24 protein-coding genes are annotated in these 24,495 nt (G+C 63.7%); 16 read left to right on the top strand and 8 right to left on the bottom strand.

The features are described from left to right. Positions 1-43: 43 nt before the first annotated feature. A complete protein-coding gene (locus P0D96_RS22265) occupies positions 44-823 on the bottom strand; it encodes an SDR family oxidoreductase (RefSeq protein WP_132376945.1) in 780 nt (259 codons plus the stop codon). A gap of 288 nt (positions 824-1,111) precedes the next feature. Between P0D96_RS22265 and upp the strand changes: the two genes are divergently transcribed. The 11 genes from upp (at position 1,112) to P0D96_RS22320 (ending at position 12,389) form a co-directional block, all read left to right on the top strand. Continuing rightward, positions 1,112-1,762, top strand: coding sequence for a uracil phosphoribosyltransferase (upp, locus tag P0D96_RS22270; protein ID WP_011487457.1), 651 nt, complete (start codon positions 1,112-1,114; stop codon positions 1,760-1,762). 464 nt (positions 1,763-2,226) lie between these two features. Continuing rightward, entirely contained in the window at positions 2,227-2,955 is a 729-nt protein-coding gene (locus P0D96_RS22275) for a YebC/PmpR family DNA-binding transcriptional regulator (RefSeq protein WP_408178029.1), read from the top strand. Positions 2,956-3,190: 235 nt separating this feature from the next. Further along, positions 3,191-4,489 (top strand): phosphoribosylamine--glycine ligase, encoded by a 1,299-nt coding sequence (purD, locus tag P0D96_RS22280; RefSeq protein WP_132375294.1) that lies wholly within the window; start codon positions 3,191-3,193, stop codon positions 4,487-4,489. A 274-nt stretch (positions 4,490-4,763) separates the two neighbouring features. After that, positions 4,764-5,687: an oxygen-dependent coproporphyrinogen oxidase gene (hemF, locus tag P0D96_RS22285; RefSeq protein ID WP_408178027.1), complete on the top strand. Its 924-nt coding sequence runs from the start codon at positions 4,764-4,766 to the stop codon at positions 5,685-5,687. A gap of 16 nt (positions 5,688-5,703) precedes the next feature. Further along, entirely contained in the window at positions 5,704-6,453 is a 750-nt protein-coding gene (locus tag P0D96_RS22290; RefSeq protein WP_408315380.1) for a nicotinate-nucleotide adenylyltransferase, read from the top strand. Positions 6,454-6,457: 4 nt separating this feature from the next. After that, a complete protein-coding gene (gene rsfS / locus P0D96_RS22295) occupies positions 6,458-6,916 on the top strand; it encodes a ribosome silencing factor (RefSeq protein WP_132375298.1) in 459 nt (152 codons plus the stop codon). A 46-nt stretch (positions 6,917-6,962) separates the two neighbouring features. Continuing rightward, positions 6,963-7,433, top strand: a complete 471-nt coding sequence (rlmH, locus tag P0D96_RS22300) for a 23S rRNA (pseudouridine(1915)-N(3))-methyltransferase RlmH (RefSeq protein WP_091795971.1) — start codon at positions 6,963-6,965, stop codon at positions 7,431-7,433. A 212-nt stretch (positions 7,434-7,645) separates the two neighbouring features. Next, complete coding sequence (locus P0D96_RS22305) at positions 7,646-8,275, top strand: Maf family protein (protein WP_408315311.1); 630 nt, start codon at positions 7,646-7,648, stop codon at positions 8,273-8,275. A 9-nt stretch (positions 8,276-8,284) separates the two neighbouring features. Then, positions 8,285-9,754, top strand: a complete 1,470-nt coding sequence (gene rng, locus P0D96_RS22310) for a ribonuclease G (RefSeq protein WP_012432329.1) — start codon at positions 8,285-8,287, stop codon at positions 9,752-9,754. 1,021 nt (positions 9,755-10,775) lie between these two features. Beyond that, a complete protein-coding gene (locus P0D96_RS22315) occupies positions 10,776-11,201 on the top strand; it encodes a ribbon-helix-helix domain-containing protein (protein ID WP_408178002.1) in 426 nt (141 codons plus the stop codon). A gap of 87 nt (positions 11,202-11,288) precedes the next feature. Beyond that, the gene (locus P0D96_RS22320; RefSeq protein WP_408315313.1) at positions 11,289-12,389 is read left to right on the top strand and encodes an extracellular catalytic domain type 1 short-chain-length polyhydroxyalkanoate depolymerase; all 1,101 of its coding nucleotides are present in this window, start codon (positions 11,289-11,291) and stop codon (positions 12,387-12,389) included. 162 nt (positions 12,390-12,551) lie between these two features. On the opposite strand, the gene P0D96_RS22325 is transcribed toward P0D96_RS22320, so the two are convergent. Then, positions 12,552-13,361, bottom strand: a complete 810-nt coding sequence (locus tag P0D96_RS22325; protein ID WP_408315315.1) for a mechanosensitive ion channel family protein — start codon at positions 13,359-13,361, stop codon at positions 12,552-12,554. A gap of 187 nt (positions 13,362-13,548) precedes the next feature. Between P0D96_RS22325 and P0D96_RS22330 the strand changes: the two genes are divergently transcribed. Beyond that, the gene (locus tag P0D96_RS22330) at positions 13,549-13,764 is read left to right on the top strand and encodes a hypervirulence associated TUDOR domain-containing protein (protein WP_408287244.1); all 216 of its coding nucleotides are present in this window, start codon (positions 13,549-13,551) and stop codon (positions 13,762-13,764) included. A 57-nt stretch (positions 13,765-13,821) separates the two neighbouring features. Here P0D96_RS22330 and P0D96_RS22335 read toward each other — a convergent pair whose 3' ends face one another. The 4 genes from P0D96_RS22335 to P0D96_RS22350 form a co-directional block, all read right to left on the bottom strand. Further along, entirely contained in the window at positions 13,822-15,531 is a 1,710-nt protein-coding gene (locus P0D96_RS22335) for a putative bifunctional diguanylate cyclase/phosphodiesterase (protein WP_408315317.1), read from the bottom strand. A 378-nt stretch (positions 15,532-15,909) separates the two neighbouring features. Next, a complete protein-coding gene (locus tag P0D96_RS22340; protein WP_408315319.1) occupies positions 15,910-16,650 on the bottom strand; it encodes a Rieske 2Fe-2S domain-containing protein in 741 nt (246 codons plus the stop codon). A gap of 161 nt (positions 16,651-16,811) precedes the next feature. After that, entirely contained in the window at positions 16,812-17,312 is a 501-nt protein-coding gene (gene msrC / locus P0D96_RS22345) for a free L-methionine (R)-S-oxide reductase MsrC (RefSeq protein WP_132375312.1), read from the bottom strand. Between the two features lie 192 nt (positions 17,313-17,504). Further along, complete coding sequence (locus P0D96_RS22350; RefSeq protein WP_408177998.1) at positions 17,505-17,930, bottom strand: TOBE domain-containing protein; 426 nt, start codon at positions 17,928-17,930, stop codon at positions 17,505-17,507. 264 nt (positions 17,931-18,194) lie between these two features. On the opposite strand from P0D96_RS22350, the gene P0D96_RS22355 reads away from it, so the two are divergent. The 4 genes from P0D96_RS22355 (at position 18,195) to P0D96_RS22370 (ending at position 22,294) form a co-directional block, all read left to right on the top strand. After that, positions 18,195-19,811 (top strand): SH3 domain-containing protein, encoded by a 1,617-nt coding sequence (locus P0D96_RS22355; protein WP_408315321.1) that lies wholly within the window; start codon positions 18,195-18,197, stop codon positions 19,809-19,811. A 153-nt stretch (positions 19,812-19,964) separates the two neighbouring features. After that, entirely contained in the window at positions 19,965-20,429 is a 465-nt protein-coding gene (locus P0D96_RS22360; RefSeq protein ID WP_132375317.1) for a VOC family protein, read from the top strand. A gap of 36 nt (positions 20,430-20,465) precedes the next feature. Continuing rightward, positions 20,466-20,939, top strand: a complete 474-nt coding sequence (locus P0D96_RS22365; RefSeq protein ID WP_408177996.1) for a VOC family protein — start codon at positions 20,466-20,468, stop codon at positions 20,937-20,939. 146 nt (positions 20,940-21,085) lie between these two features. Next, complete coding sequence (locus P0D96_RS22370; protein WP_408315323.1) at positions 21,086-22,294, top strand: MFS transporter; 1,209 nt, start codon at positions 21,086-21,088, stop codon at positions 22,292-22,294. Between the two features lie 90 nt (positions 22,295-22,384). Here P0D96_RS22370 and P0D96_RS22375 read toward each other — a convergent pair whose 3' ends face one another. Next, complete coding sequence (locus P0D96_RS22375; protein ID WP_132375320.1) at positions 22,385-23,188, bottom strand: transglutaminase-like domain-containing protein; 804 nt, start codon at positions 23,186-23,188, stop codon at positions 22,385-22,387. Positions 23,189-23,331: 143 nt separating this feature from the next. Continuing rightward, entirely contained in the window at positions 23,332-24,255 is a 924-nt protein-coding gene (locus P0D96_RS22380; protein WP_132375322.1) for a transglutaminase family protein, read from the bottom strand. Positions 24,256-24,495: the final 240 nt, after the last annotated feature.

Consider the following 24,495-nt stretch of genomic DNA (forward strand, 5'->3'; position numbering starts at 1 on the left):
GTTGTGATTGTCGTTGTTGTAGTGATGCTTGAATGCGGGCCGTTCAGAACGTGCCCGGATAGGCGCCGCCGTCGATGAGCAAGTTCTGCCCGGTGATATAGCCGGCATGCACGCTGCACAGGAAGGCGCAGGCGGCGCCGAATTCCTCGCGGGTGCCGAAGCGGCCGGTGGGGATCGTCTTCGTGCGCTGCGCGCGCGCCTCGTCGACGGAAATGTTTTGCGCCTTGGCTTGCGCCTCGAACGTGACGCCGATGCGGTCGGTGTCGAACAGACCCGGCAGCAGGTTGTTGATGGTCACGCCGGTGGGCGCGACCTTGCGCGCGAGTCCCGCGACGAAGCCGGTCAGCCCGGAGCGCGCGCCATTGGACAAACCGAGCACGTCGATCGGCGCCTTCACCGCCGAACTCGTGATGTTGACGATGCGCCCATAACCGTTCGCGCTCATCGAATCGATGGTCGCGCGAATCAGCTCGATCGGCGTGAGCATGTTGCTCTCGAGCGCGCGGATCCAGTCGTCATGCGTGAAGTTGCGGAAGTCGCCCGGCGGCGGGCCGCCCGCGTTGTTGACCAGAATGTCCGGCTGCGGACAGGCGGCGAGCGCCGCGGCGCGGCCTTCCGGCGTGGTGATGTCGCAGGCCACCGTCTTCACTTCCACGCCGCTTTGCTTGCGAATCTCCGCCGCGGTCGCCTCCAGCGTCTCGGCAGTGCGCGCGACGATCGTCAAGTTGACGCCTTCAGCGGCAAGCGCTTCCGCGCAGCCGCGCCCCAAACCCTTGCTGGCCGCGCAGACCAGCGCGGTGCGTCCTGCGATTCCCATGTCCATCAGTGTTCTCCTCGTGAAAGTGTGCCTCGTGAGAAACGCCGGGCCGTCCCAAGTTTTCTGCGCCTGCGCGTCTGGCGCGAAGCGACAGCTCCGGATGCCCTCTCGCGGCAAAGTTTCCCCGATTCTAGAAGAATCGGTGCCGGACTGCGCCGGGCCGCTGCAATCTCCGGTATCTTCGGGCGGCACTCTTTCGGTAAACTTGCGCCGTGGCGCGTCCGCCAGCCAGCCGGATCACCGGCCGTGCGGCGCGCCGAACCGATCCCTCTAGCCGCCCCGTGCGCACCCGCCATGACCCAGGACAGCCGTTTTCCCAATCTCTTCATCCTCGATCACCCGCTGATCCAGCACAAGCTGTCGCATATGCGCGACCGGGATACCTCGACTCGCACGTTCCGCGAACTGCTGCGCGAAATCACGTTGCTGATGGGCTACGAAATCACCCGCAATCTGCCCATGACCACGCGCCGCCTGACCACGCCGCTCGTCGAGATCGACGCGCCGGTGATCGCCGGCAAGAAGCTGGCGATCGTGCCGGTGCTGCGGGCCGGCATCGGCATGTCGGACGGCCTGCTGGAGCTGGTGCCGTCGGCGCGGGTGGGCCACATCGGCGTGTATCGCGCCGAGGACCATCGGCCGGTCGAATATCTGGTGCGCCTGCCCGACCTCGAAGACCGCGTGTTCATTCTGTGCGATCCGATGGTCGCGACCGGCTACTCCGCCGTGCACGCGGTCGACGTGCTCAAGCGCCGCAACGTGGCCGGCGAGAACATCCTGTTCCTCGCGCTGGTCGCCGCGCCCGAAGGCGTGCAGGTGTTTCAGGACGCCCATCCGGACGTCAAGCTGTATGTCGCCTCGCTCGATTCGCATCTGAACGAGCACGCGTACATCGTGCCGGGTCTCGGCGACGCCGGCGACCGCCTGTTCGGCACGAAAAATTGAAAGCGGCCTGAAAACTGCGTGACGGCGAGCATCAGACGCCGCTGTTGCGCACTTTTCGCAGCGTTTGCCACTATCTCGCCCTCTGCCGCACCCCTGCGGCGTGATAAAATTCGAATCCGCTCAAAGAGCGGCTCAACTCGCACCACCGCCTGGCGCACCGCGCCTTTCGCGGGGCCTGGCAGGCCGGCGCGGCGTTTGCCGCGTGCCAGCCGCACCGCCCCGTCCCAATCGCGCTGCCAACCCGCGGGCCCGCTAGCCGGGCCCGGTTGGGCGTGATCAGGCTTGAAAGGCCTGGTTGCGGAGGGCTAGTCACAGGCGGTAGCCACGAACGGTTGAGCCGGACAGTCAGGCAGCGGACGGTTTGACATCGAGGCGCAAAACACGCAAACACGCGCAAGCGCCCGGCATCGCAACGACAATTGCACAATGCGTGCGCCCCACTGGCGCGCGCGATGGAGAAAGGTATGGCGGGTCATTCGAAATGGGCCAACATCAAGCATAAGAAAGCAGCGGCCGACGCCAAGCGCGGCAAGGTCTGGACGCGGCTCATCAAGGAAATCCAGGTCGCGGCTCGCATGGGCGGCGGCGACATCGACTCGAACCCGCGCCTGCGGCTCGCCGTCGAAAAGGCGTACGACGCCAACATGCCGAAAGATAACGTCAACCGCGCGATCCAGCGTGGCGTGGGCGGTGTTGATGGCGCAAGCTACGAAGAAATCCGCTACGAAGGCTACGGCATCGGCGGCGCGGCGGTGATCGTCGACACCATGACCGACAACCGCACGCGTACGGTGGCGGAAGTGCGTCACGCGTTCTCGAAGAACGGCGGCAACATGGGCACGGACGGCTCGGTGTCCTTCATGTTCGATCACGTCGGCCAGTTCCTGTTCGCGCCCGGCACGCCGGAAGACAAGCTGATGGAAGCCGCGCTCGAAGCCGGCGCCGACGACGTCGTCACGAACGAAGACGGCAGTATCGAAGTGCTGTGCCCGCCGAACGATTTCCCGAAGGTGAAGTCCGCGCTGGAAGCCGCGGGCTTCAAGGCCGAGCTGGCCGAGGTGACGATGAAACCTCAGACGGAAGTCGAGTTCACCGGCGACGACGCGGTGAAAATGCAGAAGCTGCTCGACGCGCTGGAGAATCTGGACGACGTGCAGGAAGTCTATACAAACGCCGCGATCGCCGACGAATGAGCGCGCCCCGGCGGCGCGTGGCGCGCGGGCTCGTGTCGAGCCGCGCCACCCTCTGCCGGTTGACCCTCGCGTCGTTGCTGAGCGGACGTGCGTGTGGTTTTGCACCGCGCTTCCACCCGGGTTCGCACTATGCCCTGCGCCACCACCGGCTGCGGGCCCAATGCGACCTCGTTGTTATTCCACGGCTGAGCGTGCTGCGTCAGCCGTTTATGGTTTTTAAGTCTCGGGGATTCACATGAAGTTACTCGTCGTCGGTTCCGGCGGTCGCGAACATGCGCTCGCATGGAAGCTCGCGCAATCGCCGCGGGTTCAGCTCGTCTACGTGGCTCCTGGCAACGGCGGCACCGCCCAGGACGAGCGTCTGCGCAACGTCGACATCACCGAGCCGGCTGCGCTCGCCGATTTCGTCGAAAGAGAACAGATCGCCTTCACGCTGGTCGGGCCGGAAGCGCCGCTGGCGGCCGGCATCGTCAATCTGTTCCGCTCGCGCGGCCTGAAGATTTTCGGGCCGACCAAAGAAGCCGCTCAGCTCGAAAGCTCGAAAGACTTCGCCAAGGCGTTCATGAAGCGCCACGCGATCCCGACGGCCGAATACGAAACCTTCGCCGACGTCGCCGCCGCGCACGCGTATCTCGACGCCAAGGGCGCGCCGATCGTCATCAAGGCCGACGGCCTCGCCGCGGGCAAGGGCGTGGTGGTCGCGCAAACGCTGGAAGAAGCTCACGCCGCGGTCGACATGATGCTGTCGGACAACAAGCTCGGCGATGCCGGCGCGCGTGTCGTGATCGAGGAATTCCTCGCCGGCGAGGAAGCGAGCTTCATCGTGATGGTCGACGGCAAGCATGTGCTGCCGCTCGCTTCGAGCCAGGATCACAAGCGCCTGCTCGACAGCGACCAGGGGCCGAACACGGGCGGCATGGGCGCCTATTCGCCCGCGCCGATCGTCACGCCGCAACTGCATGCCCGCGTGATGCGCGAAATCATCCTGCCGACGGTGCGCGGCATGGAGAAGGAAGGCATCCGCTACACCGGCTTCCTGTACGCTGGTCTGATGATCGACGCGCAAGGCAACCCGAAAACGCTCGAATTCAACTGCCGCATGGGCGACCCGGAAACGCAGCCGATCATGGCGCGTCTGAAGGGCGACTATTCGAAGGTGGTCGAGCAGGCCATCGCCGGTACGCTCGACACGGTGGAACTGGAGTGGGATCGCCGCACCGCGCTCGGTGTCGTGCTCGCCGCGTACAACTATCCGGACACGCCGCGCAAGGGCGACCGCATCAACGACATTCCGGCTGAAACCGCGGATTCGGTCACGTTTCACGCCGGCACCACGTTGGCGGACGGCAAGCTGACCACCTCGGGCGGCCGCGTGCTGTGCGTGGTCGGTCTGGCGGATTCGGTGCGCAGCGCGCAGTCGGTCGCGTACGAAACGATCAACCAGATCTCGTTCGACGGCATGCAGTATCGTCGCGACATCGGCTACCGTGCGTTGAACCGCAAGCACGACGCCAAGACCGAAGGCAAGCATTAAGCCATGACCCCACTCGCCCGCGTGCGGCGCCAACGGCGCTACACTGCGGGTTTTCGGCCGGTTTTTGACCCCGGTCACCGCGCGCACCGCAGCATGTGGGCCGATATGGGCCGATGCAGGCCCGACGTGGCCTGACCAGGGCGGCAGTATCCCGCCCGGCGCGAAAAACTGAATGGCCGCGCCTTCGCAGGTTCCACCCTGACGCGGGCCCGGCCGTCGCCCTTCACGAAGAACCCGCGGCACGACGAGCGTGCCGCCCTCAGCATCTGCATTCATGACCGATTCGAGCTACGACGCACAGGCCGTGCGCAGCTGGCTGCAAGGCCTGCAAACGCATATCGCGGACACGCTCGGCGCGTTCGACGGCACGCCGTTCGCAACCGACGCATGGCAGCGCGTCCCCGGCGAGAAGCTGCGCGGCGGCGGCTGCACGCGGATTCTGGAAGGCGGCAATTTTTTCGAGCGGGCCGGCATCGGTTTCTCGGATGTCGCGGGCGACGCCTTGCCGGGTTCGGCGAGCGCGGCGCGGCCGCAACTGGCCGGGCGGGGTTTCGAAGCGATGGGCGTGTCGCTCGTGCTGCACCCGCACAATCCGCACTGTCCGACCGTGCATATGAACGTGCGTCTGCTGATCGCGACCAAGGCCGGCGAAGAGCCGGTGTTCTGGTTCGGCGGCGGCATGGACCTCACGCCGTACTACGGCTACGAGGAAGACGCGCAGCATTTCCACCGCACCTGCCGCGACGCGCTGCTGCCTTATGGCGAGGACCTGTACCCGAGTTTCAAGCGCTGGTGCGACGAATATTTCTTCCTCAAGCACCGCAACGAAGCGCGCGGCATCGGCGGGATTTTCTTCGACGATTTCTCGGCGCCGGGCTTCGACCAATCGTTCGCGATGCTCAAGAGTGTCGGCGACGCGTTCCTCAAAGCGTACCTGCCGATCATCGAAAAGCGCCGCAACATTCCGTACGGTCAAGCCGAGCGCGATTTCCAGGCTTACCGGCGCGGGCGCTACGTCGAGTTCAATCTGGTCTTCGACCGTGGCACACTGTTTGGGCTGCAGAGCGGCGGACGCACCGAATCGATCCTGATGTCGATGCCGCCTGTGGTGAACTGGCGCTACAACTGGCAGCCCGAACCGGGCACGCCGGAAGCGCGTCTTTATAGCGATTTTCTCGTGCCGCGCGAGTGGCTGTGACGGGCCGCGCCCGCGCATCACTCGAATCGTCACGACAAAGGATCTTCACCTGAAGCCGAACGCTCATCCTGTTGCCCTGCCTCGCCGGATCGGACTGCTCGGCGGCACTTTCGATCCGATCCACGACGGCCACCTCGCGCTCGCGCGGCGTTTCGCGCATGTGCTGAAACTGACCGAACTCGTGCTGCTGCCGGCCGGCCAGCCCTGGCAAAAATCGGACGTTTCGCCGGCCGTGCATCGCCTTGCCATGACGCGCGCGGCGGCGAGCGAACTGGTGCTGCCGGGCGCGACCGTGCGTGTCGCGACTGACGAAATCGATCACGAAGGCCCGACTTACACGCTCGACACGCTGCAACGCTGGCGTGAACGCGAAGGTGAGGACGCCTCGATTGCGCTCCTGATCGGCGCGGATCAACTGGTGCATCTCGACACATGGCGCGACTGGCGGCGCCTGTTCGAGTTCGCCCATATCTGCGCGGCCACCCGGCCCGGTTTCGACCTCGCGTCGATTCCGCCGGCGGTCGCTCAAGAAATCGACGCGCGCCGTGCCCGCGCCGACGTTCTGCAAGCCACGCCCTGCGGCCACTTGCTGATCGATACGACGCTTGCGTTCAACGTTTCGGCCACCGACATTCGCGCGCATCTGCGCGAGCAGGTGAACCGGCGGCTTGCCCTCGCGGGCGGCGAACAGCAAGACCAGGCGGCGAGCCATGTCCCCACCGCGGTGTGGGACTATATTCTTCAACATCATCTGTACCACCGGTAACCTCATGGATATTCGCAAACTGCAACGCGTGATCGTCGACGCTCTCGAAGACGTCAAGGCGCAAGACATCAAGGTGTTCAACACCAGCCACCTGACCGCGCTGTTCGATCGCGTGATCGTCGCGAGCGGCACCTCGAACCGGCAAACCAAGGCGCTCGCTTCGAGCGTGCGCGAGAGCGTCAAGGAGGCCGGCGGCGACATCATCAGCACCGAGGGCGAGGACATCGGCGAATGGGTGCTGGTGGATTGCGGCGACGCCATCGTGCACATCCTGCAGCCGGCCCTGCGCCAGTACTACAACCTCGAAGAAATCTGGGGCGACAAGCCGGTGCGCATCAAGCTGTCCACGCCGGACCCGTTCGGTGGCGCGCGCTCGAGTGAGCCCGATGAAGACGAGGACGAAGACGAAGCAGCGCCGGCCGTGAAGAAGCCCGCGCGCAAGACGGCCGTACGCCGCAAGTAAGCGGGCTTTGGCCGGCTTACGGTAATCGTCCGCGATTCTCTTCGTCATGAAACTGCATATCCTCGCCGTCGGCCACAAGATGCCGGACTGGATCGCCACAGGCTTCGACGAATACGCGAAGCGCATGCCGCCCGAGCTGCGCATCGAACTGCGCGAAATCAAACCCGAGCAGCGTTCGTCGGGACGGCCGGCGGAAAGCGTGATGGCCGCCGAGCGGCTCAAGATCGAAGCCGCGTTGCCGAAGAACGCGCGGATCGTCGCGCTCGACGAACGCGGCAAGGACTGGACCACCATGCAGCTCGCCGGCGCCCTGCCCGGCTGGCAGCAGGACGGCCGCGACGTGGCGTTCCTGATCGGCGGTGCCGACGGGCTCGATCCCGATCTGAAAGCGCGCGCCGATATGCTGCTGCGCGTCTCCAGCTTGACTTTGCCGCACGCGATGGTCCGCGTGCTGCTTGCCGAACAGCTTTACCGCGCGTGGACCATCACGCAAAATCACCCCTATCATCGCGTGTGAGCGAACGAGGCGGCGTGTGTAGCACGCGGCTTTGTCGCGTGTTGCCGCGCGCGCTTTCCGGGCGCTTTCCGCCGCATTGCCTGCGCTGAGTGAATCGCATGTCGACGCACGTGTTTTTGTGCGCGCGGCGATAGCGTTCACGACACGCTGATCGACGCTCGACCGGCACGCTCGCCGAACCCTCATACAATCCGCTTCATCGAGACCTGTTCATGTCCACGTCCGCCGCTTCGCTGCATCCGTTCGTCTATCTCGCTTCGCAGAGTCCGCGCCGCCAGGAGCTGTTGCAACAGCTCGGCGTGCGTTTCGAACTGCTGCTGCCGCGTCCCGATGAAGACGCGGAAGCGCTCGAAGCCGAGCTGCCCGGCGAGCGCGCGCACGACTATGTGCAGCGGGTGTGCGTCGCCAAGGCGCATGCGGCACGCGCGCGCCTCGTGGCCGGCGGCCATGCGGCGCGGCCGATTCTGGTTGCGGATACAACCGTCACGATCGACGACGCGATTCTCGGCAAGCCCGTCGATGCCGACGACGCCGTCGCGATGCTCAAGCGCCTCGCCGGCCGCGACCACGAAGTGCTGACGGCCGTGGCCGTTGTCGATGCCGAGGGCGCATTGCTGCCGGCCGCGCTATCCGTGTCGAAGGTGCGTTTTGCTGCACTGCACGCAGACGCGATTCGCCGCTATGCGGCGAGCGGCGAGCCGCTCGGCAAGGCGGGCGCGTATGGTGTGCAGGGGCGCGCCGCGGAGTTTATCGAGCATATCGACGGGTCCTATTCAGGTATCATGGGTTTGCCGCTTTTTGAATGTGCTGCCCTCCTGCGTGCAGCGCGCATCGACTTCTAAAATAACACCATGAATGAAGAAATCCTGATCAATGTCACGCCGCAGGAAACGCGCGTCGCGCTGGTCCAACAAGGCGCCGTCCAGGAACTTCACGTCGAGCGAACTCTGTCGCGTGGCCGCGTCGGCAACGTCTATCTCGGCAAGGTCGTACGCGTGTTGCCGGGCATGCAATCCGCCTTCATCGACATCGGTCTCGAACGCGCCGCGTTCCTTCACGTCGCCGACATCTGGCATCCGCGCATCGCCGGCGAACCGCAGCATCAGACGCCGCATCAACCGATCGAGAAAATCGTCTTCGAAGGGCAGACGCTGATGGTGCAGGTCGTGAAGGATCCGATCGGCACCAAGGGCGCGCGCCTGTCCACGCAAGTGAGCATTGCCGGGCGCACGCTCGTGTATCTGCCGCAGGAGCCGCATATCGGCATTTCGCAGAAGATCGAGAGCGAAGCCGAACGTGAAGCCGTGCGTGCGCGTCTGACCGCCGTGCTGCCCGCCGACGAGAAAGGCGGCTACATCGTGCGCACCATCGCGGAAGATGCGACCAGCGAAGAGCTGGCCGGCGACGTCGCGTATCTTCGCAAGACGTGGGCGACGATTCTGTCTCAAGGGCAGCGCATGCCGCCGACGAGCCTGCTGTATCAGGATCTGAATCTCGCGCAACGCGTGCTGCGCGATTTCGTCAACGACGAATCGTCGCGCATTCAGGTGGACTCGCGCGAGACGTATCAGATGCTGGCCGATTTCGCGGCCGAGTTCACACCGGCGGTGTCGTCGAAGCTGCACCACTACACCGGCGAGCGGCCGCTCTTCGATCTGTACAACATCGAGGCGGAAATCCAGCGCGCGTTGTCGCGCCGGGTGGATCTGAAGTCAGGCGGTTATCTCGTGATCGACCAGACTGAAGCGATGACGACCATCGACGTGAACACCGGCGGCTATGTCGGCGCGCGCAACTTCGACGATACGATATTCAAGACCAACCTCGAAGCCGCGCACACCATTGCGCGGCAATTACGTCTGCGCAATCTGGGTGGCGTGATCATCATCGACTTCATCGATATGGAGAATGTCGAGCATCGTGATCAGGTGCTGGGCGAATTGAAGAAGGCGTTGTCGCGCGATCGCACGCGTGTGACGGTGAATGGGTTCTCGCAGCTCGGGCTTGTCGAGATGACGCGCAAGCGTACGCGTGAATCTCTCGCGCATGTGTTGTGTGAGCCTTGTCCGGTTTGCCAGGGGAAGGGGCAGGTCAAGACGCCGCGTACGGTGTGTTACGACGTGCTGCGCGAGATTCTGCGTGAGTCGCGCCAGTTCAATCCGCGCGAGTTCCGCGTGGTGGCGTCGCAGCAGGTGATCGATCTGTTTCTCGAGGAAGAGTCGCAGCATCTGGCGATGCTGATTGATTTTATTGGGAAGCCGGTGTCGCTGCAGGTGGAGTCGAATTTGAGTCAGGAGCAGTACGATATTGTGCTGATGTAGGTTGGTTGCCGTCGCGCAATGGTCGGCTTTTTATTGATGTCGCCCAAGTATCGTGCGCGGCTGGCGGTGCGATTGGTTTGTGCTAGGAGAAACAACATAAAGCAGTTTTTCGAGACGCGGTTACCGATTAGGATGGCTTTCCCGATATGACGGAAACGAGAGAACGGCCACTAATCGGAACTCGAAAATTGCCCGGCAATAACAAACATGTCGACCGCTGATTACGAAAAATCCCGTATTACAGAATCAAGAAGATTCTATGGCGCTGGAGCCGGTGTGACGCTGAGAACGGGTGCCTTCCCGTCCCAGATCTGATTATCTCGATGAACAAAGCTCCGCCGGGCTTATCGATTCCGCCCGCACCCGAGCCTTACCAGCAGCGACGGACGCAATGAGCGGGCCAAACTGATTGCAATGACTTCGGTCAAACGAACCATTGTCGGTGTCTGCGTTGTGGCGGCATTCGTTTCCGCTTGGAGCTATTGGGACGGCGCGAGACTACGTTCGATCGTTAAGCCTATAGACTGCGACGATGCGCAATCGGCCGATGGCCGCTATACGGCACGCGTCTGTTACCTTGGATCGCAAATTGTCTTGCGGCTCTATAAGCAGCCAAGCCAGCAACTTCTGGCTGAGAGAACATATAGAAGCTACACCGACGACCCCGCCAGGCTTTATTGGGAACGCGATGCACCGCGTTACGAGGGCGGAGACGAGAGCGGTGCCGACTTGGGAACGATTCGTCTGCCGTCATCGCTATACGACCGGCTGCTAGCCAGACTGCCCTAGCCGACGTCCCGCGCCAGCCATCCCGTCGCGGGGTCCGCAAAGCTCACCGGGAGTAATCCGGTGACCAAACCCAAACCAGCATTGAAGCGATAGGCCTCGCCGCCGAGCCTAGCGCCCACACCCACTCCCGAACGAACCCCCAATTTCCTCATTGACCGCACCCTATCGATAGGCGTATAACCATCCCACTGGATGTTAATTGGATGGTATCGAGATGCCTCCCGGAGTGCAAATGCCCAAACTCAACCTCATCAACACCTCGCGCCCCAAAGGCGGCGAGACCGAAAAAATCACCATCAACCTGGGCCCGATCGACCTCGGCCAGATCGATCTATTGGTCGAAGAAGGCTTTTACTCGAACCGCACCGACCTGATCCGCACCGCGATCCGCAACCAGCTCGCGGTGCACGCCCAGGTCGTCACGGAAACGGTGACCCGGCGTGCCATGGTGCTCGGCCTGCAGCACTTCTCGCGACAGGATCTCGAAGCCGCTCAGGCCGCGCACGAACAACTCGACATTCACGTGCTCGGCCTCGCCAGCATCGCAGCCGATGTGCCGCCGGAACTCGCGGCGGCCACGATTGCATCGGTGGTGGTGCTCGGTGCCTTTCATGCGTCGCCCGCGGTCAAGGCGGCGCTCGCCGGCCGCATCAGCTAGGCGCGACGCTCGACTCATTACCGTGGCTGAACGGGCGACCCATCAGTCGACTCTCAACCACGCCCCACACAGGCAATACAAACCATCATGAAAATGAACGAAGACTTCCTGAAATCGATGAAAGACGCCTTCGAGCTATTGCGCACGAAGGGTCCCAAAGAAGCGACGGCGGCGGTTCAGCGCGCGCTCTCGGGCCACAACGCGAACAATGTCCACGTGGACCCGGTGCAAACACCGCACACGCCTTCGAATGCCAGCGAATGGGCGCAAGCGTGGACGCAGCCGCAAACGCCAGCGAGCCCCGCTCCGCACGCCCCTGCCGCGCCGACTTTCGACGCCGACACACCGGGCACCTTCAGCACGCACACGTTCAGCAACGCAGCCGGACAACGCCAGTACAAGCTCTACGTGCCCGCTGTCTACAAGACCGAACCATTGCCGCTGATCGTGATGCTGCACGGCTGCACGCAGAACGCCGACGACTTCGCCGCCGGCACGCGCATGAACGAAATGGCCGAGCGTCACGGCTTCATCGTCGTGTATCCGAATCAGGCGCAAGCGGCCAATCATTCGAAGTGCTGGAATTGGTTCAAACCTGCCGATCAGCTACGCGATCAAGGCGAACCGTCCTTGATCGCCGGCATTACGCGCGAGGTGATGGCGCGCTATCGCGTCGATCCGGCGCGCGTGTATGTGGCGGGTCTGTCGGCGGGCGGTGCGATGGCGGACGTCATGCTGAAAACGTCGCCCGATCTTTATGCGGCAGCGGGTGTGCACTCTGGCCTCGCCTATGGATGCGCAAAAGGCCTGCCTTCGGCGCTCGCCGCGATGAAAGGCGGCAAGGCGCCACGCAATCGCACACATGCCGCGCCGCAACGTCCGCTGATCGTGTTTCATGGCGACGCTGACACGACAGTCCATCCGTCGAGCGCGGCGCAGATCGTTGCGCCCTTCGACGCCAGCACCACCACCGTCAGCACGCAATCCGGCGCTGCAAGCGGCCGGCGCTCCTATACACAGCAACGGCACGTGGCGGCCAACGGCGTCGAAGCGGAGTCCTGGTCGATTCACGGCGCGGGTCACGCGTGGTCCGGCGGCAGTCAGCACGGTTCGTACACCGACCCGTCCGGTCCCGACGCCGCCGCGGAAATGGTGCGATTCTTCCTCGCCCATCCGCGCCTGCACTGAGTCGGCATATCGGCGCCGGGCCAGGCAAGTCCGGTTGAATATGAATGACCGGACTGCGGGTTATACAGCCGCTTGGGCGAGACGCGTTTTGCACGAGGCGCCTCGTGCGCTATAGCAGCGCGGGCGAACGATAAAAGGCCCCGGTAAATGCCGCGCGGCGGCCTACGCCGCGACCGGGCAGCCCGCCTGTTCAAGCGCGGCCTGCGCGTGCTCGTGCAGGTCTCCGCTGGCGAGCGACGCGTCCGGTGTGCGCACCCACGCCGCAATGCGCAGCGTCGCGCCGCCATCGTCCGGATAGTCCGCCACCGTGACGATCGGTGCGAGCGTGGCGCCGCTCAGCACGCGCGGTTCGTCGGCGACCAGCTTCTTCAATTCGCCGATCGCGGCGTCGACGTCCTTGCGCTGCGCGAGACCCACTTCGACCTCAATGCGCTGCGTGCCGCCGCTGCTGTAGTTGATCACCGGATTGCTCCAGATCTGGCTATTCGGCACGAACACGGCGTTGCCGTCGCCGCGCTCAATGCGCGTGGTGAAGAGTCCCACTTCGCGCACGATGCCGGCCGCCGCGCCGCTGCCTTCGATCACATCGCCGACGCGAAACGGCCGCAACATCAACAGCATCATGCCGGCCGCGATATTCTGCAGCGTGCCTTGCAACGCGAGTCCGATCGCGAGGCCGGCGGCGCCGAGCACCGCCAGCACGCTCGCGGTCGCGATGCCGACTTCGCTGAGCGCCGCGATGAACACGAGCACTCGCACGGCCCAGGTGCTCATCGCCGCCAGCATCGGCGCGAGCGTCGGATCCGCGTGCGTGCGCGCGAGCGCGCGGGCGACCATCGCGCCGACGCGATTCGAGAGCCACCAGCCAATCACTAGGATCAGCACGGCCAGCACGATATGAAGGGCGTCGTGCGTCAGCGTGACGAGCAACGACGGCTGGAAGTGAAAGAGTCGCGCGAGGAGATCGTTCATCTTGAGTCTTCGTTCCGTTACGGTATAGGAGTCTTGACGCAACGAAGCAGGATACGTTCCCGCCCTTTACATTTCATGCACAGAGGCACGCTGCTTGCTCGAACATGCGAACAGGGGCAGTGCAATCATGCAAAGCCTTACAGCAAGGGAGTTTACGCTGTCGTTAGCACGGGCAAAGGAGCACCACATGTCCCAACATTTGAAGACTGGCGACCGTGTCAGTTGGAACACGCCGCAAGGCGTCACGCACGGCAAGATCGTGCGTGTCATTTCTACCCATACGACTATGGACGGCAGAACGGTCGATGCGTCGACATCTGACCCACATTACGAAGTACAAAGCGAGAAGAGTGGCAAGCATGCCGTTCATCGCGGCGATGCATTGCATCGGGTCAAGAATTGATAGGGATGGCTAAGCATGCGTGTGAGCATGCATCCATGCCGCCGGCAAACCTACGCGTCAAAGAGTGCCCAACGGCCTCAGCAAATTACGCAGTGCCGCGACGGTGATCGGACGCGAGAACCAGAAGCCTTGCGCTTCGTCGCAGCCGAGCGCTTCCAGTTGCGCGGCCTGCTCGGCCGTTTCGACGCCTTCGGCCGTCACGCGCAGGTTGAGCGCATGCGCCATCGCGATGATGGCGCCGACCAGCGCCGCGCATTGCGGATCGGTGCTCATGCGCATCACAAACGAGCGGTCGATTTTCAGGCGATTCAGCGGAAAGCGCGTCAGATACGCAAGGCTCGAATAGCCGGTGCCGAAGTCGTCCACCGCGACTTCCACGCCCAGATCGCGCAACGCAAAAAGTGTCTGCACAGCCTGTTCGGTGTCGCCGAGCAAAACGCCCTCGGTGATTTCCACCTCGAGGTATGAAGGGTCGAGCGCGGCATCTTCCAACGCCTCGCGAATCGTCTCGAACAGATTCTGTCGCTGGAACTGTTGCGGTGACACGTTCACCGCGAAGCGCGGCAACGTGCCGGTCAGCCTCAATAATTTGCCTGCATCGCGGCACGCGGTCCGAATCACCCATTCGCCGATCTGCTCGATCAACCCCGCCTCCTCCGCGACCGGCACGAATTCGACGGGACTGATCAAGCCACGCTGCGGATGGTTCCAGCGCAGCAGCGTCTCCACTTGCGCGATGCGGCCATTGGAGAGCGTCACCTGCGGTTGATACACGAGATGCAATTGCTGACGCTCGATCGCATCGCGCAGCATGGTTTGCAGTTCGAAGCGGCGCGCCGCCTGACCTTCCAGCGCGGTGGAAAACCGCCGCACCGCATTGCCGTTCACCGCCGAAGCAGCCGACAACGCCACGCCCGCGCGACGCATCAGCGTAGGCGCATCGCCGCCGTCGGCCGGATAAGCCACGATGCCGATGCTGGCGGTAATGTTCAAGGCAGTGCCGGCGTAGTCGATCGGCTCGGCGATGCGGCCCAGCGCTTCGGCGGCGAAGGCATCGGCGGCCGCGCCGGTTTCGTTGACCAGCAAGGCGAACTGCGTGCCGCCGATCGAGGCGATCGTGCCGTCGTTCGGAAAGAGACCGCGCAAGCGTTCACCGACGATCTGCAGCACGAGTTCGGCCGCATGCAACCCGAGCGCATCACGCAGTTTGCGCAGATGATCGAGCTCGGCGATCAGCACGGTAAAACCGCTGCCGCTACGCTGGCAACGCGCGATCGTCAGTTCCAGGCGCTCAGTAAATAGCGTTTGGTTGGGCAGACGGGTCACGCCGTCGTGATGCGCGACGTACCAGAGGCGCGCTTCCGATTGCGCGTAACGCGTCATGTCGATGGCGATGCCCACGTAGCGCGCCGGGCTGCTGGCGAGGCCACCCAGATGCGCGGGCTCGGCGATGAGCGGCGCCAACGCCAGCACCACGCGAACCGGCGTGCCGTTGCGCCGCAAAAAACTCCATTCGGCTTCATAGCGCGAAGTCACCGTGGCAAGCGGCGACAGCTCGGCGCGACGCTTGGCGAGTTCGGCGGGATCGAACAATGATTCGAAAGTCCGCCGGCCAATCAGTTCTTCCGCTGCAAATCCAGTCAGCTTTTCGAAAGCGGCGTTGACGGTCTCGAACGTGCCGTCCGCGGTGCAGATGAACATGCCGTAAGGCGCCGAGGCAAGCGCGGCATCGCGCGTACGCATGTCGGCGTAGAGGGGGACTTGCATCGCGCCGGCCTTTTGTTTTTTCCTGAATAGTGAAAGCGATCGGACGTATTCTTGCGCGCGGGCGCAAATAGCGAAACCCCGAGATCCGGTCCGATGTTTCGGGCAACCGTGCGTATGATAACGGGCTTTCGTGCCCTCGCCGAATTCGCGAGCCCCCATTCATCGCGCCAATCGTTTCCCTTGGTGTAATCCCCAATCCTCCCGACCGGCTCGCTCGCGCTTGCGTGCGTCATACGAGGCTCGCTATTGCCAGGATATTCGATCCTTCATGAGCGTCGCCAAATATCTGGCTTCCTAAGCAAACTTTTCCAGCCTACGCCGTACTATCCTTGTCGGCAAAAAAAGCAGCAAGCGAGAGAGCTTGCGGCGCGAATGCAATCATCGGATACCTTCGAGGTGACCGGCCCCTTTCAGACACCGAGCGATCACAAAGTGAGGTCGGTCAGACGGAAGATTGTTATGGGTTAGTTCACGCCTCCCACGGCCATACTGCGGCACCACCGGGTTGTGCCGGTCGGCGAAACTGTCGTGGTGAATCCACGCAAAATGCGCGACGTCGATGAAGCCTTCGGTCTGCCGTCCCGCCGATGCGTTGATGTCGATCGAAGGCGGCAGGATCTGCTGGAAGTCGGGATCATTCCAGTGCGGAAATGCGGGCAAGGCTTCCGTGCCGCCACCCAGCGACACCCACACGAGTCCGTACGCTTCCTGCGTCGCATAAGTGACGAGATGCAGGCGCTCGGGAATCGGGCCGTCCGTTTGCGATGGAATGTGCTTGCACTTGCCTTCGCTATTATAGGCAAGACCGTGGTACGGGCACACGATGTTGCCGTTATCGACCCATCCCTGGCTGAGCGGCGCGCCGCGATGCGGACAGATATCGCGCGCGCTCACCAGTTGGCCGTTCGAGCGGAACACCACGAGCGGCTCGTCGAGCAGCGTCACGCTGATGGGTTTGTCGGTGACTTCGGCGGCGAACGCCACCGGATGCCAGTAGCGGCTGAGAATCTCCCAATCGTGGCTATCGAACGTGCAATTGCGGGGTAACGCGGGGGAACGTTGAAATGTCAGCGGACTGGTGGTGGCCGAAGCGTTGGCAAAAGCAGTGGCGGAACTCATGCGTGTCTCCAAAACCTGGTGGGGGTTCGTCGCGCTCATGAGCTGTCTCGAGCGCGTTGGAGAGAACGATAGCGGGATGAGGTCCGCCGACCCATCCCCTGAACTGCATTGACTCTATGTATGGAAAAGCATAGCGTGCCGTCGCACCGCTACCGTGCTTTTTACGCGGCGCGCGGCAACGCCGCTTCGATGAACACCGCGCACAGCGCTTCCATGCCCTTCGCGTCTTCTTCGTCGAAGCGCGCGACGATCGGGCTGTCCACATCCCACACGCCGATCAGCGTGCCGTCCGGCGCGACGAGCGGCACGACGACTTCCGATTGCGACGCCGAATCGCAGGCGATATGGCCGGGAAACTCGTGCACGTCGCGCACCACTTGCGTCTGCCGAGTTTGCGCGGCCGTGCCGCAGACGCCCTTGCCGAGCGCGATGCGCACACAAGCGGGCTTGCCCTGGAACGGTCCGACGACCAGTTCGCGGCCGTCGTGGAAATAGAAGCCGGCCCAGTTCAGATCACTGAGGGAATGAAACACGAAGGCGGAAAAATTCGCGGCGTTGGCGATCCAGTCGGTTTCGTCGGCGAGCAGCGAGCGCGCCTGGGCGACCAGCTCTTCGTAGTGCGCGGCTTTGGGCAGATGCGAGGCGGAGGAGACTTCGAACATGACGGCGTCCGTGATGAAAGCGGAAAGAGGAACAGCGAGTCGTGCAGTTTAAAGCAAGCCGCGGTTTCCTTCACGGCGCGCGCCGGCGCCGCGGCGCAAGGTGCACGAAGCAAAGCCCTCTTTCCTTGCAGTTCCGTCAGACCCGTCGGCGTCCACGCGGACATGAAGCCAACGGGCAAAACCACACGACGATTACTGATCGACGCCGATGATCACACTCGATGCCTTGAAAATCGCCGTCGCCGCTTTGCCGTTTGCGAGGCCGAGGCGATCGACGCTCTCATTGGTGATGATCGCCGCAATCTGCGCGCCGCCGGCGCTGATCAACACTTCGGAATTCACCGCGCCCTTCGTGACGGCCGACACCGTACCGGCGATGCAATTGCGCGCCGACACCTGGTCCTTCGTGATGTCGACCATCAGGATCACCGACGACGCCTTGACCAGCGCAAAGGCTTTCTTGCCCACCGCGAGGCCGAGCGACGTCGCGCTGCCGTGGGTGATGATCGACACGATCTCGAGACCTTCCTGGGTGCGCAGCGTGACTTCGTCGTTGACGGCGCCATGTTTGAGTTCGGTGACTTCGCCGGCGAATTGATTGCGTGCGCTGGTTTGCATGTTGTTCTCCTTGGTTGGGCGGCCTCGAGCGAGCGTTCTTTCGAGGCCATGCGTTGGGGTTAAGCAGTGAGCGTGGTGGAACGCTCGCCGGCTGCGGCAGCCTGCGCGTGAAGCGCGGTATCGCGCAGCCGCTATGGACGACGCGAACCCCAATGAAACCACATAAGCGTTGTGTTTGGGAGTGCAAACGCGGCGCCGGTACGACATGCTGCACAATGCGCCGACACCGTATCATCGTGCCCTGGACCTTCTTCGCCGAACCTCATGCCCGTTGCCGTTCTATCCCGCCTCGCCGCCTGGCCGAACGCCTGCCGCGCCGCCGCGTTGTGTGCCGCGCTCGCGGCGATCACTGCCTGCAGCAATCCGTCGCCGACGCACGACGCGCACGCGCCGGTCGACACCGTCACGCTCTTCCCCATCGCACATTACGATCAGGACGTCGATCACTGGCTCGAACCGGACAGCCCCGGCTACGACCAGCCGTTCCTGAGTCCCGCGGACCAGCAGGCGCACTTCAAGGCCCTGTACGCGCGCTACTTCGGCACTGGCACCGCGGCGCCCTCGCCGTGGAATGTCAACTTCGTGACAATGCTGGTGTATCGCCAGCAAGGCGCGGACATTGCGGCACTGCAGCAGCGGCGCATCGGCAAGTTCGACAATACCGGCAAGAGCGGCGCGGACATCGGTTACGGCGAAAATTTCCGACCGCACGACAAGGCATGGATCGACGCCATCGCGCAAAACATGAACGTCGCGCAGTTCACGCAGATCGCCGTTTATCAGCCGCAGCGCCGCGCAATCGCGACCGGCAACCTGATGGTGCGCGAGTTGCCGACCACCGACCCATCGTTCTACGACCATCATCTGGCCGGCGAAGGCTATCCGTTCGACAACCTGCAGATCTCGGCCGTGCGGCCCGGCACGCCGCTGTACGTGCTCGGCAGCAGCCTCGACGGCGCGTGGCATTACGTGCAGACGCCCGACGTGCAGGGCTGGGTGCGCAGCGACGGTGTCGGCATGGCCGACGACCGCTTCGTCGATACATGGCGCGCCGCGGCGGGCAAATCGCTCGGTGCGGTGATCGTGGCGTCGGCGCCGGTGCGCGACAGCCGCGGCGTGTTCCGCTTCGACGCGCCGGCCGGCACGCTGCTGCCGATCGTCCCTGCCAGCGCCGCGCGGCCGGCGCAAGCAAAACCCGTGGCGAGCGACCCCGGCAACACCGGCAACACAGCCGAGCCGGCCGTTGCGCGTCAAGTGCTCGTCCCGGCGCGCGACGCCGACGGCCAGGCACTGATCCGCACCGCCGCCCTGAGCGACGCGCAAATCGCGCCGACGCCGCTCGCCGCGACGCCGCGCCATCTGGCGATGCTGATGAAAACACTGATCGGCCGCCCCTACGGCTGGGGCAATAGCGGCCTCTACAACGATTGTTCGTCGGAACTGCAAAGCATCTTCGCCGCGTTCGGCGTCTGGCTGCCGCGCCATTCGTCCACGCAGATGAACGCCGGCCGCATGATCGACCTGTCGTCGTCCGCGCCCGCCCAGCGGCTCGACTATCTGGCGCAGCACGGCGAGCCGTTGCGCACGCTGGTCTACATCGGCGGCCATGTGATGCTGTATATCGGCAACACCACCCGCAACGGCAGCGCGGTGCCGGTCGTCTATCAGGACGTATGGGGCTTGCGGCCCGCCGACGATAGCCGGCGCGCGGTGATCGGCGGCTCGGTGATTCTGCCGCTGTTCGAACACATTCCCGAAGACGCCACGCTGCAATCGCTCGTGGCGACGCCGACGTTCCAGATCAGCATTCTCGGCGCGCCGCGTGGCGGCACCCCGGCGCCGTCCGCCGCGCCGCCGGACGAGGACAATCCGGCTGGTTGAAACAGGCGCCCGGGCGCGCGCCGTACGCCCGGACCAAAAATATTTTTTCCGGAGTGTCGATTCAACGGTCATGTACTCGTCGTAACGTTGAAGACCTGACTCGACGAGTCGGTCTTTCACCTCACGAACCTGTTACCTCAAGGAGTCGCCGTCATGTCCAGCAACGCTGTCAAACCGATCCCGGACGGGATGCACTCGCTCACCCCGTATCTGATCTGCGCCAACGCCGCGGACGCCATCGCGTTCTACACCAAGGCCTTCAACGCCGTCGAACAGGTCCGCCTGCCTGGCCCCGGCGGCAAGGTCATGCACGCCACGCTGAAGATCGGCGATTCCATGCTGATGCTGACCGACGAATGGCCCGAGCACCAGTCGTTCGGCCCGAATTCGCTGAAAGGCACGCCGGTCACGATTCACTACTATGTGGAAGATGTCGACGCCAGCTTCAAGCAGGCCGTCGACGCCGGCGCGACCGTCGTGATGCCCGTCACCGACATGTTCTGGGGCGATCGCTACGGTCAGGTGAAAGACCCGTTCGGCCATAGCTGGTCGTTGGCCACGCACAAGCGCGACCTGAGCCCGGAAGAAATCCAGAAAGCCATGGACTGCATGAAGTAAGGCGCGGTCCGTCCGGTGAGAAGGAGGAGAAACGTCATGCAAAAGATTGCGCCGTGCCTGTGGTTCGACGGCAATGCGGAAGATGCGGCCCGCTTCTACACGTCCGTGTTTTCCGATTCCCGCATCGCCACCACGATGCATTACACGGACGCCGGACCCGGGCCGAAGGGCGGCGTGCTGGCCATCACGTTCGAGATCGAAGGCCAGGAGTTCATGGCGCTGAACGGCGGCCCACAGTTCCCCTTCACGCCGGCCATTTCGCTGTTCGTGCACTGCAAGTCGCAGGAGGAAATCGACCGTTACTGGACGAAACTTCTCGACGGCGGCAAGGAGTGGCAATGCGGCTGGCTTCAGGACCGGTTCGGCGTCTCGTGGCAGATCGCGCCGGACGTGCTCGGCGACATGCTGCGCGACCCGGACGAGGCCAAGGCGAGCCGCGTGATGAAGGCCATGATGAATATGGTCAAGCTGGAAATCGCGCCGCTCGAAGCGGCTTATCGCGGCGATTGAAGTGCAACCCTGAACGCGCGCTGCCGTCGGCGCGCGGCCTGCTTGCCGTTGCATTGAGAATTCACGGCGCGGCAAGCAGGCCAGGGGCGCGAGCGCGCTATCTTTGATAGGATCGGTCTCGACCCATAATCGGCGGGACATGAACGGTGCGCGTCAATCATCAGGCTTTCTTCTGCTCGCTGTTTGTCGCGCGTCTCGCCGATCAGGTCCTGCTGTTTCTCGTGCCGCTCGTCGTCTTTCAGACCACGCACCAGGTGTCGTGGTCGGGGCTCGCGTTCTTTATCGAAACGCTGCCCCGCTATCTGGTGTTTCCCTTCTTCGGCGCGTTGTGCGACCGCATTTCGCCGCTCAGATTGATGCGCGTGAGCCAGACCGTGCGGGCGCTAGCGTGTTTCGGCGGCGTAATCGCTTACGCGCTATTTGGCGGCATCGGCTGGTTGATCGCACTCTCGGCTGTGTGCGGCGTGTTGACGAGCCAGGGTCTCGTCGCGCGTGAAGTCATGCTGCCGCAAATCTTCAGCACGCAGCAGTTTCAGCGCGTGCTCGCCTACTCGCAATTGGCCGATCAGTTGGGGTTCGTGCTCGGTCCGATGCTCGCCGCGCTGCTGCTCGGCCTGTGGCGTTGGGAATGGGTTGTCGGTGCAACCGGCGTGCTGTTTCTCCTCGCCGATGGCGCGCTGCTGCTGTGGCAACGCGCGAGCGGTTTTCGCGCCGCCGAGCCGCCGGCCTTGGCTCCGGCTCACTGGACGCTGCCGCTGCGCATCGCGCTGCGTCATGTGCTGGTGCTGCCTGGCCTGAAGAAAGTCGTGCTGCTCGCTGCCGCCGAAAATCTGGTGATCGGCGTGACGCTCGCCACGTCCGCCGCCATGGTGACCGGCCTTCACGCGCAATCGAATCACTACTATGCCGGACTGCAAACCGCCGGCGCCGTGGCCACGGTGCTGATTCTGTTGACGATCGCACGCGCCGCATGGCCGGCGCGCACCCTGGGCCTGGTCGCCTTCGTCTCGATCTGCGCGGGCGGCGTGATCGCCGGCGCGAGCGCGGCGCCTTGGGGCTATGCGCTCGGCTTCCTGCTGATCGTCGGCTTCGACAAAATGTTCAACGTCTACATCCGCAGCGCGCGGCAGCAAATCATTCCGCCGCAGGACTACGGCAAGACGACCGGCGTGGTGATCCTTCTCAACAACATGACACAGCCGCTCGCCGGCCTGCTGGTCAGCGTGTTCTCGGCGCGCACGCAAACCGGCCCGCTGATCGTGACCCTGTCGCTGACGATGGGTGGCATCGGCGCGGCCGTGTCGATCAGCGCGGCGCTGGTGCGAAGGAAGCGCGCGCTGGCGCTCGGGGAATGACGCCGCACCGGCATGCCTGAATGCCGTTGTTAATATCGAGTGCGGGTTGCGCAGCGCTCGGGCAGCTTTAGGTCTTTATCCGCAACGCAGCTAGACAGCCTCGCACACCACCGCGAACTTTAGCAACTGCGTCGGCCCGAACGCGTTACTGAGCGCCACGTCAGCCGCGTCGCGCCCGCGCGCCATCAGCACGCGCCCCGTGCGCGGCGCGTTGTTGCGCGGGTCGAACGTCTGCCAGCATCCGCCGATATACGCCTCGAACCACGCGGCGAAGTCCATCGCCGCGTACGGCGGCGGCAAGCCGACATCGCTGATATAGCCTGTGCAATATCGCGCCGGAATATTCATGGCCCGGCATAGCGCCACCGCCAGATGCGCGAAGTCCCGGCACACGCCTTTGCGTTCTTGCCAGGCCTGCCATGCGGTCTTGGTCGGACGCGCAAAGTCGTAACCGAACACGATGTGGTTGTGCACGTAATTGCAGATCGCATCCACGCGCCCACGGCCGAGCGGCAGCTTGCCGAAGGTCTGCCACGCGAATTCGGAGAGCAGATCGGTTTCGCAATAGCGGCTGCCGAGCAGAAACACCAGCGTATCGTCAGGCAGCATTTCCACCGGATGCTGTTCGGTGTAGGGCGGGCGCATCTCCGGCTCGGACGACACCTCCAGCACCGCGCTCGTCGAAAAGGCAATTTTTCCCGGCGGCGCTACGAGCCGGCTGCACAGATTGCCGAACGAATCGCGATACTGGCTGATCGGCACCGGCGGATCGACCACCAGCAAATCGGGATTCAGCACCTCTTTCGCATGCGAATAGTGGGTGTTCAACATCAGCATCATCGGCGTCGGTTGCACGCACTCATAGACCAGCTCGTAGCCAACGCGCAATTTCATCGCAACGCCCTCTTCCAGTTGAAACGTTCAGTTGACGCGCACGGCGAGCCGCCCGAAACGGCACTCCCCGCATACGCGTTTTAATTCGACACGCCGCGACCTTCGGCGTGCGTTCATTCGTTCTTATCCGCCTTGCTTCGCCGTCATTCGCCTTCTGTCACGCTCACGTCCACCTGCAAGCCGCGAAACGAATGCGGCGCGCCGTGCCACGTGCCCCACAACGGCAGCGCCTGATAGGCGTTCCACGCCACCGCCACGCGAATCAGATGGCGGTTGCCGACGATGCTGTTGGTCGGATCGAAATCGACCCAGCCGGCGCCCGGCAAATAGATCTGCAACCATGCGTGCGTCGCGCCGCCGCCTTGGGTGGCGTCATGCTCGGGCACGAATATATAGCCGCTCACGAAGCGCGCCGCGAGGCCGAGCGAGCGCACCGCGTCCATCATCAGCACGGCAAAATCTCGGCAACTGCCGCTGCGGCTGCGCAAGGTGTCGCCGGGACGGTTCACGCCTTTTTCCGTGCGGCGCACATAGAAAAACGAGCTCTTGATTTCGAGCGTCATGGCGCGCAGGAGCGCCATCGTGCCGCTGCCCGTGCCGCCGCTTTTGCCGTTTTTTCCGCCTTCGCCGCTCTTTGCAGCGACACCCGATGTCGGCACGAAACGGCGCGCCCACTCGTCCACGTCGCTGTCCGGATACTGGCGGCTGCGCGCGTTCACGAGATCGGAAGCCTCCTCGTTGGTGTACGCGAACGGCCAGTTCACCGCGTACGGTTCGAGCGCGTAGTCGGGCATGGGCGCTTCGAAGTGCTCGAGCGTCACTTCGCTGTCGAAGCGCAATTCGCTCGCCTTCTCCGCGAAACTCGCGACCGCCACCGAGTTGTCGAACACGTCGTGCAGCCAATGCAGCCGCGACGGCGCGGGCGTGATCACCAGCTTGTTCGTGACGAGCCGCAAATCGTGGCTCGCGCGTGGCCTGAACATCATGCGATGTTCGCCGAAGCGCACGGGTTCCGAGTAGCGGTAGACACTGACGTGGCGCACCGTGAAGCGCTGCGGCTCATTCATCCGACCGCCCGATGGATGCCGCCGGGTTCATCCTGTCCATCGCGTTCACGCTTTTAAAAAGCCGCGGCCGCCGCAGGCGAAAAGCGCGCGGCGCGGTTTTGATCCTAATGAGCCACGGCCGGCTTGCGGTGTGGTCGAGTGCTCTGCACGACAAACTGACGGGTTCAGCATACACCCGCCATATTGGTTGAAAGCACTCATTTGGCCGCGGCGTCGCGCGGGAGAAGTTATCAACAGATT

Source organism: Paraburkholderia sp. RL17-347-BIC-D, from assembly GCF_046027915.1.
Classification (GTDB): domain Bacteria; phylum Pseudomonadota; class Gammaproteobacteria; order Burkholderiales; family Burkholderiaceae; genus Paraburkholderia.